This window comes from Gilliamella sp. Occ4-3 (assembly GCF_001690675.1).
Classification (GTDB): Bacteria; Pseudomonadota; Gammaproteobacteria; order Enterobacterales; family Orbaceae; genus Gilliamella; species Gilliamella bombi.
The window spans coordinates 1-9,761 of the sequence record NZ_LZHR01000083.1; the positions used below are offsets into that span (position 1 = coordinate 1).

Consider the following 9,761-nt stretch of genomic DNA (forward strand, 5'->3'; position numbering starts at 1 on the left):
ACTCATAAAATCCATTGACCAACATTCACCTTGTTTATTAGGCACCAATAGCTTTTCCGGGCATCGTGGAGGAATGCGTTTTTTTCGTTTTACTCTGAGATTAAGCTTTAATTCACAATACACCCGATAAACACGCTTATGGTTCCATTGATAGCCGAGCTTTCTGATACGATTAAAGCATTTAGGAAAGCCCCAGCGTAAATGCCGGTCTGTGATAGCATTCAATACCGAAACAATCACCGAATCATCCTGTAACTTAGGTTGATAATAGTAAGCACAACGGCTTAAGCCAACAATGGCACAACTCATAGCAATAGTAACTGAATGATTTTGTTGTAGTTGCTGTGCCCACGTTTTACGTGCCTTTGTGGGCACTAAAGCTTTTTTATGATTTCTTCCTGAAGCTGTGATTTTAAGCTAAGCTCGGCAAACATCTGCTTAAGTTTGCGGTTTTCAGCCTCCAGCTCTTTTAAGCGTTTGATATCCGAAGTTTCCATTCCGCCGTATTTTTCCCGCCATTTATAAAAAGTTGAATTACCCATGCCATATTTACGGCAGAGTTCCTTGACAGGAATACCTGCTTCAGCTTCTTTTAAAATAGCGACGATTTGATGTTCAGTCATTTTTTTCATAATTAAATCCCCTTTTACTTTTATCATAGATAATTTTCTACTTTTTTGCTGTACTATTTTAGGGGATAGTTACAATGTATTTCCACACCGACCTGAACGGCTGTCCGGAAGAACTTACCGATGCCAACGGTGAAATACTGTGGGAATGCAGCTTTCAGCTGTGGGGAAAACGGATTCATGAAATCGAACATGAATCAGTAGAGCAAAACCTCAGATATCAGGGACAATATTTAGACAGAGAAACCGGCTTACATTACAATACTTTCAGGTATTATGATCCGGATATAGGTAGATTTACTCAGCCAGATCCGATTGGACTGCTGGGCGGGTTTAATCTGTATCAGTATGCGCCTAATGGGTTTACTTGGGTCGATCCATGGGGATGGGCTGCTTGTCCAAATAATGGTAATGGAAAAAAACACGGTGGATTAGCTCATAATAATTTTATTGACAATATTATTAAGAATGCTAAAAATCTAGGTGCTAGAAACATCCGAAAAAATCAACGTCAAGTAGATATTAAAGGTAATGAAGTTGGTAAAAATAGGCCAGATATTCAATTTGATTTAGGTGGTAAACACCATAATATTGAAGTGGATACAACATTAAAGGGTAGTCATGGACATCAGAATACAATTCCAAGACTTGATCCTAATGCCAGAAATACATTTTGGTTAATTGACGATTCAGGAAATATTTTAAATGGCTTTTCAATATATGAATAAGATGTTAGCGTTTTCCATAGTTAATAGTAATCTCACAGAGATTGAAAGTATTATTCAAAATGGATTAAACTGGCCGTATAAGCCTCAAAAAAGTAGAAAACTAATTGAAGAAATACATTTGAATATTCAAAAAGGTGGTGCTCTACCACCAGTAGGAGCTTTTTATTATTCATGTGTGAATGATAATAAACTAATCTTTGTATCTAATTCATCTGATGGTTGGGATTCCTTACTTTATTGTATAACGGAAGCAAACCATTCAAGCTATCTATCATTTAGGATACTAAGTGGAGCTTACCCTTTAATAGAGATGAGTTTTACCGATTCTGGAGAAACTGTCCGCTTAGTTAGGGCAATGAAAGAAGATAAATGGCTTTTTTATGAAAAAGGTGATCTTTTGTGGTTTGAAGACAAAGAACATTATAATAAAAAGCGAATTAGAGATAGGGTTACCTATGATCTATTACTTTCATATTCAAAAAAGAATGATATCGACTTTTCTTCCTCTAATTTTTTTAAAACAAAAAAAGAATCATTATGGGTATATACAATACAATAGTTTTAAAATAGCGAAACAATAAAGGTTACTAGCACAGCTGTAAAAGTAAGCTTTACCTAACCAGAAGACCATAACAAATGCTTCGGCCATACTAAATTACTGCTATTAATAGCAATATTAAAATAAAATAAGGATATTAACGTTACGTGACCGTCTAAACGTCAACCAATGGTGTACGACCCACTGGGCAACCGCATCGCCACCACCCTGCCGGACGGGCGCACCATCAACAACCTCTATTACGGCTCCGGACACCTGCACCAGATAAACATCGACGGCCACATCATCAGCGACATCGAACGCGACAACCTGCACCGCGAAATATCACGCACTCAGGGACGCCTGAACACCCAGTTCAAATACGACCGCAACAGCCGGCTGCAACGCAAACAGATACGGCGCAATCAGAATCCCATCCTGCCCGATATCCTCATCGAACGCAGCTACCAGTACGACAACCTCGACCGGCTGGTAAGCAAAAAACACAGCAAACACGGCCAGACCGATTACCGCTATGATCGCACCGGCAGAATCGAAGGCTGCCGTAATCAGAGATACTGGGAAACCCTGCAATACGATGCCGCTGCCAACCTGCTGGACAGCAAATACAGAGAAGACTACAGCAACCACAACCTGATTCGCTGTAATCAGCTGCTGCATTTCAGAAGTCACCACTACCGCTATGACGAGCACGGCCGAACTGCCAGTAAACAGACCATCGGCGCCACCCAGCACTACCACTACGACGCCGACCACCGCCTGACTGAAGTACGCATCGAACAGCTCAACAAAACCGAACGATACCGCTACCTCTATGACGCCCTTGGCAGGCGCATCGAAAAACAGAAGTTAGACCGCGAAGGCAAACCCTACAACCGTACCCGCTTCCTGTGGGACGGCTTAAGAATGATTCAGGAAACCGGCCCGAATCACCCCACCAGCGTGTATATCTATACCGACCAGAACAGTTACGAACCACTGGCGCGGATAGATAAACGAAGTAATGAACCAGAAAGGGTCATGTACTTCCATACCGACCTGAACGGCTGTCCGGAAGAGCTTACCGACGAAAACGGTGAAATACTGTGGGAATGCAGCTTTCAGCTGTGGGGAAAACGGATTCATGAAATCGAACACGAATCCATAGAACAAAACCTCAGATATCAGGGACAATATTTAGACAGAGAAACCGGCTTACATTACAATACCTTCAGGTATTATGATCCGGATATAGGCCGCTTTACCCAGCCTGATCCTATTGGTTTAGCTGGTGGCTTTAATCTGTATCAGTATGCGCCTAATGGGTTGACTTGGATTGATCCGTTGGGACTTTCTGCTTGTGCGCCGACCCATCATCTTGCCACAAACAAACACTCTTATTGGTCTGATCTATTTAGAGACCTATTTAAAAAGAATGGACTGGGTAAATTTAAGAATGGAAATTGGCGAAAAGATGTTCTTAATGATCCATTAAATAAAATAGATGTTCCAGGACATAAAGGTCCACACCCAGAAGAAATGCATCAAGAAATATATAAACGTTTAAAACAAGCTAGTGATAAAAGTCCAGAAGCATTTAAAGAAGCTTTAGCAGAACTTGGTAAAGAAGCTGTGACCCCAAATTCATGGTTAAATAAAATATTAACTAAGAGTGACTAATAAATGAAATACTTTAAACTAAATCCAAATGTTAACAGCAAAAAGTGGAGAGGATGTATTATTCCACGTGATGAGTTGATTGATGATGGAGGTAATGTAATTCCCGTTGATTTTTTGTCTTTAATAAAAATACCTACAAACAAAAAACTTTTTTTTAAAAAATTAAGGGATGGTTATTTCTCACCAATAAGTACAATTGGAGCTAAATATCTCCTTTTTGATAGTAAAATTAATAGGATAAACAATATATCGGGTAATGGTGTTAAATTAATTCCTATTTCTGATAGTGAGAAGCCAGAAAAAGCATATTTAATAATGTACCCTTTTGAATGTGTTGATTGTGTTAACTGGGATTTATCTGAAATAGACTTATGGCCATCAGGCTATGTTCCAAAAGAATGGGAATCAAAACGTGGGCGTTTTTTTCTAAAACCAGCTATCCACGAAAATAAAATTCCTAAACATTTAGATGCATTTTGTTTAAATGAATGGGATGGGGCATTTAATATTATTATTTCAGAAAGACTTAAAAATAAAATATTATCACTTGATTTTGATCATTCATTTTTAGAATTTTATGAGCTAGTTCAAACGTAAATTAAATAGCAAAAATTTGTCTATAACCTTTAATTTTATCGTCATAATACAGACTTACATCCAGCCCGATCATTATCTTATTTTAGCGTTTGATAATTTGATAGATGGAAAGTAGAAGTAGGACTATATAGATAACTACTAGTCCTAATTGATGATTTTGGACTGTTGATAATATGACATCAATTACTGGTACAGGTGGTGATGCGACTGATCACGATGCGAATAATAAATTCTTCTAAATAGATTTAAAACTACAACTAGAGTTACTTACGACCCACTGGGCAACCGCATCGCCACCACCCTGCCGGATGGGCGCACCATCAACAACCTCTATTACGGCTCCGGCCACCTGCACCAGATAAACATCGACGGCCACATCATCAGCGACATCGAACGCGACAACCTGCACCGCGAAATATCACGCACCCAAGGACGCCTGAACACCCAGTTCAAATACGACCGCAACAGCCGGCTGCAACGCAAACAGATACGGCGCAATCAGAATCCCATCCTGCCTGATATCCTCATCGAACGCAGCTACCAGTACGACAACCTAGACCGGCTGGTCAGCAAAAAACACAGCAAACACGGTCAGACCGATTACCGCTATGATCGCACCGGCAGAATCGAAGGCTGCCGCAACCAGAGATACTGGGAAACCCTGCAATACGATGCCGCTGCCAACCTGCTGGACAGCAAATACAGAGAAGACTACAAGCAACCACAACCTGATTCGCTGTAACCAGCTGCTGCATTTCAGAAGTCACCACTACCGCTATGATGAACACGGCAGAACTGCCAGTAAACAGACCATCGGCGCCACCCAGCACTACCACTACGACGCTGACCACCGCCTGAGCGAAGTACGCATCGAACAGCTCAACAAAACTGAACGATACCGCTACCTCTATGACGCCCTTGGCAGACGCATCGAAAAACAGAAGTTAGACCGCGAAGGCCAACCCTACAACCGTACCCGTTTCCTGTGGGACGGCTTAAGAATGATTCAGGAAACCGGCCCGAATCACCCCACCAGCCTGTATATCTATACCGACCAGAACAGCTACGAACCACTGGCACGGATAGATAAACGAGGTAATGACTCAGAAAGGGTCATGTACTTCCATACCGACCTGAACGGCTGTCCGGAAGAACTGACCGATGCAAACGGCGAAATACTGTGGGAATGCAGCTTTCAGCTGTGGGGAAAACGGATTCATGAAATCGAACACGAATCCATAGAACAAAACCTCAGATATCAGGGACAATATTTAGACAGAGAAACTGGTTTACATTACAATACTTTTAGGTACTATGATCCAGATATAGGTAGATTTACCCAGCCAGACCCGATTGGTTTAGCTGGTGGTTTTAATCTGTATCAGTATGCACCTAATGGGTTGACTTGGGTGGATCCGTTAGGCTTAACGTCCGTTAATGCTGAGGGATATTATGTTTATGCACTATATGACCCTGGCGCAACAAAGCCTTATTACATTGGCATTACCAATGATCTTGAAAGAAGAGCAGGAGAACATCGAAATACGGGAAGATTAACGTCAGGAAGAATGGAAGTAATAGAAAAAAATGTAACCTATGGTCAGGCCAGAGGGTACGAACAATACTATATTGAAATACACGAAACCAGAACCGGTACCATAGGTGAGGAAATTTCTTCTACAAATAGAGGAAATAAATATAACTCATTTGACCATAATCGCACTGATGACAGAGCTAAGGCATTCAAAGAAGCTTATCATAGTAAGAAAGGCAATAGTATGAATGGTCGTATAGGAAAAGGAAAATGCTGATGAGTGATTTCAAACTATGGGGTTGGGATAAAAAACCACGCACCATGCTACGGTTTATCAAGGCAGGAGACATATTCTGCTTTAAGCTGGATGAACAGAGATATTGTTTTGGCAGAATTATTATCAAAATTTTTATTGGTCATGTTGCCGAGCTGTTTGATAACATTTCTAATTCTCCTGATATATCTGAGGCAGAAATCAAACAAGCCCGGCGATTGATTGAACCAGTGATATTAGACAGCTACTCATTATTTGATAGGAAAATAGAAAAAGGTAGTGACTGGAGAATAATCGGGCATCAACAAAACTATGTGCCTACCGATATGAATGGCGTATATTTCACCTATGGAGAAGAACCGTGGTGTAAAAAAATGGATATTTGGGAAAATGAAATTCCTATATCTGGAAAAGAAGCCGAATCCCTACCTCGTGTAGCTCCATTGGGTGACTATAATATTAGAAAAGAATTATTAAAGGATATCTGAAACCATGCTGGGAAGAGTATTATGCTTTTTCCAGCTTTTATTTATTTCAGGAGTAGTACTTGTGCTATACCCTGAAACCAGCACAAAAATGCTGAGATTAAATAAAAATTCTACTGGTTTTTACATCAAACGGTATCTGTTAATCAATTTAATACCTGCTTATACCCACCCGTGTATGGATTACCAGTTTTGAAACAAATAAATAATTACATATTCTGAAAGCATCTACAGCCCTACCAAGACCAAAAACCACCGGTAACACCCAGCACTACCACTACGACGCCGAACATCGCCTGAGCGAAGTACGCATCGAACAAACAGACCGCAGCCAGCCTACGGCTACGTTTACGATGCTCTTGGCCGGCGTATTGAAAAGCATCAGATAGATCGCGAAGGCCAACCCTACAACCGTACCCGCTTCCTGTGGGACGGCTTAAGAATGATTCAGGAAACTGGTCCGAATCATCCTACCAGCCTGTATATCTATACCGACCAGAACAGCTACGAACCACTGGCGCGGATAGATAAACGAGGTAATGACCCAGAAAGAGTCATGTACTTCCATACCGACCTGAACGGTTGTCCGGAAGAGCTAACCGATGCCAACGGTGAAATACTGTGGGAATGCTGTAACTATCGTACTGAAGTACTCGATTTATATCTTTTTAACAACTTAGCACAAGCAAGGAGAATAACCGAAGAATGGCTAACGATTTATAACACCGAAAGACCACATGAAGCACTAAATAACATGACACCGATTGAGTATAAAACACTAAAACAAGCAGCTTAATTTTCTACTTAAGTTGTGTACTAAGTTTGGGGTATTTACATTTATTTTTAATGAGCCAACTCATAGATAGTTTAGTCATAATACCTATTAGCTTTAGTTCATCATCATAATCTAAAAGGGATGGTTTATTTTTCAAAAAATTGTATAGTATATTCTCGTTCATAAATTAATATCCTGATCCATCTAATAAAATCTGAGCCCCATTATTGTCACTACGAAAAGGTTCCCATATTACATCAGTTCTATGATTCTGCTTATTTAAGGTATTGGTAATACAAGCCATTAGACCATTTGCTAAGTTAGATGTTAGCCATTTGGCTTCCGCGGAAAAATCCGTGCCATGTCCATATATTTGATATCCATCACCCTTATACTTAAATCTAGCTCTTGAGAAACGATTAGGCTCAGCCCTTCAATTGTTTGCTATTTCTCTTTATTTGGCACATGTATCGATATTTTATTAGATTTCCCCTCCTTTATAAACATAAATAGGTTGCATTGTTCCTCTTTCGCCATTTTCTCCAAGACAAAAGGTAAAGTCTTTATTAACAAAATAGATAGCAGGAAATAAACCATCATTTCTATTTTCAAGATATGATAAAAAGTTTTTCAAAGAAGATAAAAATAAGTACATATTTTTTCCTTTTCCATCGACTAATACATAACCCTGTATATTTTTATCTATATCAAGATTAGTAATATCAATCGCCCCTTTTGGCGCTATATACTGATTCCATAAAGGACCATGAGTCTTTATATCTTTTTTAACAAAAGGTTTTCTGAAAGTATGAATAATAACTTTTTTAATTTCTATTGCTTTATCGTTCTCAATGTTTGTACCAAAAAAATTGGTATATGTCGAAAATAATAGGTCCATAAATTAATTCCATATATCATAAAATACATGTCCGTCTGCCCCTTATTTAGTCTGCCAGTCATACCATTTTATGTGTTGAAGATCATTGGAACTGTAGATTCTGGAATTCTATGATATTCATAGCCTCAGTTTACAGTTTTAGGGGGTAGTTTATTATGTGAAAAACCTTCACCAAAAATATCTTCAATTAGCTCTCGAGTATTGCGCTCATTTGGAACACGTATATTGTGAATGTTATTGCCATCATTATCAGTTAACGGATTCTGCGACCGTTTTTAAACTGGTATTTAGCACCAGAGAGGGTATAATACTTTTCGATGCTGTCAGATAGTTATGTTAAAATAATTATGCCATTTGAACAAAAAAAAGACCCGCATTATTAAAATCATCAATTTTCTTTTTTAAAAATAAATACCCAATAGCATCAGATAAAAATAATGCTCCACCATCATGAACTGGAATATCTGATGAATATAATTGACCAATAAAATCATATTGTTGCATTAATTTTTCACAAGCAACAATTCCCTTGGGTATTTTATTTGACAAAAAAGAAAATGTTGGATAATCACTATTCTTTAATTGTGTTTTTTTTAATTCAAGATATTGAGGAGCAAGGCTATTACTATTTTCGCATAGCTTTGATATGCCTGTTAACGTTACTCTTGTAAATCCTGATTTTAAGTGATCGAGTTCTGCATCATCACCAAAATAAACAATATCGTCTAAGAAATATCTATTTTCATTATAAGTTGAAAATACGGAAATATATTTATCTTTAGGAAGATTAATTCCACTAATAGAATCAGATAATTTATCATTATCAATTGTGAATAATAATGTTAAATTTTCACCTAATGGATTTTGGGGCCACTTGCCATCAATAAATGCACCTCCTCCAAATTTGATACCACTATTTTCATTTGATGAAGGTATAAGTTCATATACTTGTTGCATGATATCTCCATTAACAACATTTGCTAATTTTTTATAAAATCTATCTGTTTTTTTTTCAGGAATACCAGCTCTTTTCAGAAAATAAATTTGTAAATACCTCTAGACTTAGTACACAACTTACGTAGAAAATTAAGCTGCTTGTTTTGGTGTTTTATACCCAATCGATGTTATGTTATTTAATGCCTCATGCGGTCTTTCAGTGTTATAATGTAATCCAGTCCTTATCTAAATACTATCTCTGATATCTAATAAAATCTTGCTATATTAATTCATACTCAATTTCCTGAATACCCTTGCCCCATAACTGAAAACTGCATTTCCTCAGTATTTCGCCGTTCGCATCGGGCAGTTCTTCTGGACAGTCGTTCTATGCGGACTTTGCTCAGGTGGTGTTCAGCATCATAGTGGTAGTACTATTAGCCAACCTAATTTAATTTCAGTTTTTCTTTTTAACTTAAAAATATTTTTTCAATATATTCGCTTACTTTTGAATTAATATTACTTATATACTTCATGTCTTCATAAGAGCCAAATTTTAAAGTGTAACTATCCCCTAAAATAGTACAGCAAAAAAGTAGAAAATTATCTATGATAAAAGTAAAAGGGGATTTAATTATGAAAAAAATGACTGAACATCAAATCGTCGCTATTTTAAAAGAAGCTGAA

7 protein-coding genes and 6 pseudogenes are annotated in these 9,761 nt (G+C 38.2%); 9 read left to right on the plus strand and 4 right to left on the minus strand.

Translation table 11 applies throughout. The annotated features are described in order from the left end of the window. On the minus strand, positions 1-375 hold a 375-nt coding region (locus A9G44_RS09080; RefSeq protein WP_143426359.1), incomplete at its 3' end, for an IS3 family transposase. After that, positions 375-632 carry a transposase gene (locus A9G44_RS09085; RefSeq protein ID WP_034909955.1) on the minus strand — a complete coding sequence of 86 codons (258 nt, stop codon included), beginning with the start codon at positions 630-632 and terminating at the stop codon, positions 375-377. The genes A9G44_RS09080 and A9G44_RS09085, both read right to left, overlap by 1 nt. Before the next feature lie 74 nt (positions 633-706). Here A9G44_RS09085 and A9G44_RS14075 point away from each other — a divergent pair. The 9 genes and pseudogenes from A9G44_RS14075 to A9G44_RS13825 all read left to right on the plus strand — a co-directional run. Then, positions 707-1,027, plus strand: a pseudogene (locus tag A9G44_RS14075) (RHS repeat domain-containing protein); the annotation flags it as partial. Between the two features lie 322 nt (positions 1,028-1,349). Continuing rightward, positions 1,350-1,916 carry a hypothetical protein gene (locus A9G44_RS09095; protein ID WP_179854834.1) on the plus strand — a complete coding sequence of 189 codons (567 nt, stop codon included), beginning with the start codon at positions 1,350-1,352 and terminating at the stop codon, positions 1,914-1,916. A gap of 936 nt (positions 1,917-2,852) precedes the next feature. Next, positions 2,853-3,575: pseudogene (locus tag A9G44_RS14080) on the plus strand (RHS repeat-associated core domain-containing protein); the annotation flags it as partial. Between the two features lie 3 nt (positions 3,576-3,578). Further along, positions 3,579-4,172, plus strand: coding sequence for a hypothetical protein (locus A9G44_RS09115; RefSeq protein WP_065610589.1), 594 nt, complete (start codon positions 3,579-3,581; stop codon positions 4,170-4,172). 1,124 nt (positions 4,173-5,296) lie between these two features. Next, a pseudogene (locus tag A9G44_RS14085) lies at positions 5,297-5,602 on the plus strand (RHS repeat domain-containing protein); the annotation flags it as partial. Positions 5,603-5,632: 30 nt separating this feature from the next. Then, a pseudogene (locus A9G44_RS14090) lies at positions 5,633-5,983 on the plus strand (sugar-binding protein); the annotation flags it as partial. Beyond that, a complete protein-coding gene (locus tag A9G44_RS09125; RefSeq protein WP_065610593.1) occupies positions 5,983-6,468 on the plus strand; it encodes an immunity 26/phosphotriesterase HocA family protein in 486 nt (161 codons plus the stop codon). The pseudogene A9G44_RS14090 and the gene A9G44_RS09125, both read left to right, overlap by 1 nt. 260 nt (positions 6,469-6,728) lie before the next feature. Next, positions 6,729-7,093, plus strand: a pseudogene (locus A9G44_RS14095) (RHS domain-containing protein); the annotation flags it as partial. Positions 7,094-7,102: 9 nt separating this feature from the next. Next, positions 7,103-7,261: pseudogene (locus A9G44_RS13825) on the plus strand (integrase core domain-containing protein); the annotation flags it as partial. Between the two features lie 460 nt (positions 7,262-7,721). On the opposite strand, the gene A9G44_RS09135 reads toward A9G44_RS13825, so the two are convergent. Further along, the gene (locus A9G44_RS09135) at positions 7,722-8,138 is read right to left on the minus strand and encodes a hypothetical protein (RefSeq protein WP_065610597.1); all 417 of its coding nucleotides are present in this window, start codon (positions 8,136-8,138) and stop codon (positions 7,722-7,724) included. 345 nt (positions 8,139-8,483) lie between these two features. Next, the gene (locus tag A9G44_RS09140) at positions 8,484-9,095 is read right to left on the minus strand and encodes a hypothetical protein (protein ID WP_065610599.1); all 612 of its coding nucleotides are present in this window, start codon (positions 9,093-9,095) and stop codon (positions 8,484-8,486) included. Between the last annotated feature and the right edge of the window lie 666 nt (positions 9,096-9,761).

Bases quoted from the DNA above. Each gene is read 5' to 3' on its own strand.
- A9G44_RS09140 (WP_065610599.1), bottom strand. From the start codon at position 9,095: ATGCAACAAGTATATGAACTTATACCTTCATCAAATGAAAATAGTGGT.
- A9G44_RS09115 (WP_065610589.1), top strand. From the start codon at position 3,579: ATGAAATACTTTAAACTAAATCCAAATGTTAACAGCAAAAAGTGGAGA.
- A9G44_RS09085 (WP_034909955.1), bottom strand. From the start codon at position 632: ATGAAAAAAATGACTGAACATCAAATCGTCGCTATTTTAAAAGAAGCT.
- A9G44_RS09135 (WP_065610597.1), bottom strand. From the start codon at position 8,138: ATGGACCTATTATTTTCGACATATACCAATTTTTTTGGTACAAACATT.
- A9G44_RS09125 (WP_065610593.1), top strand. From the start codon at position 5,983: ATGAGTGATTTCAAACTATGGGGTTGGGATAAAAAACCACGCACCATG.
- A9G44_RS09095 (WP_179854834.1), top strand. From the start codon at position 1,350: ATGAATAAGATGTTAGCGTTTTCCATAGTTAATAGTAATCTCACAGAG.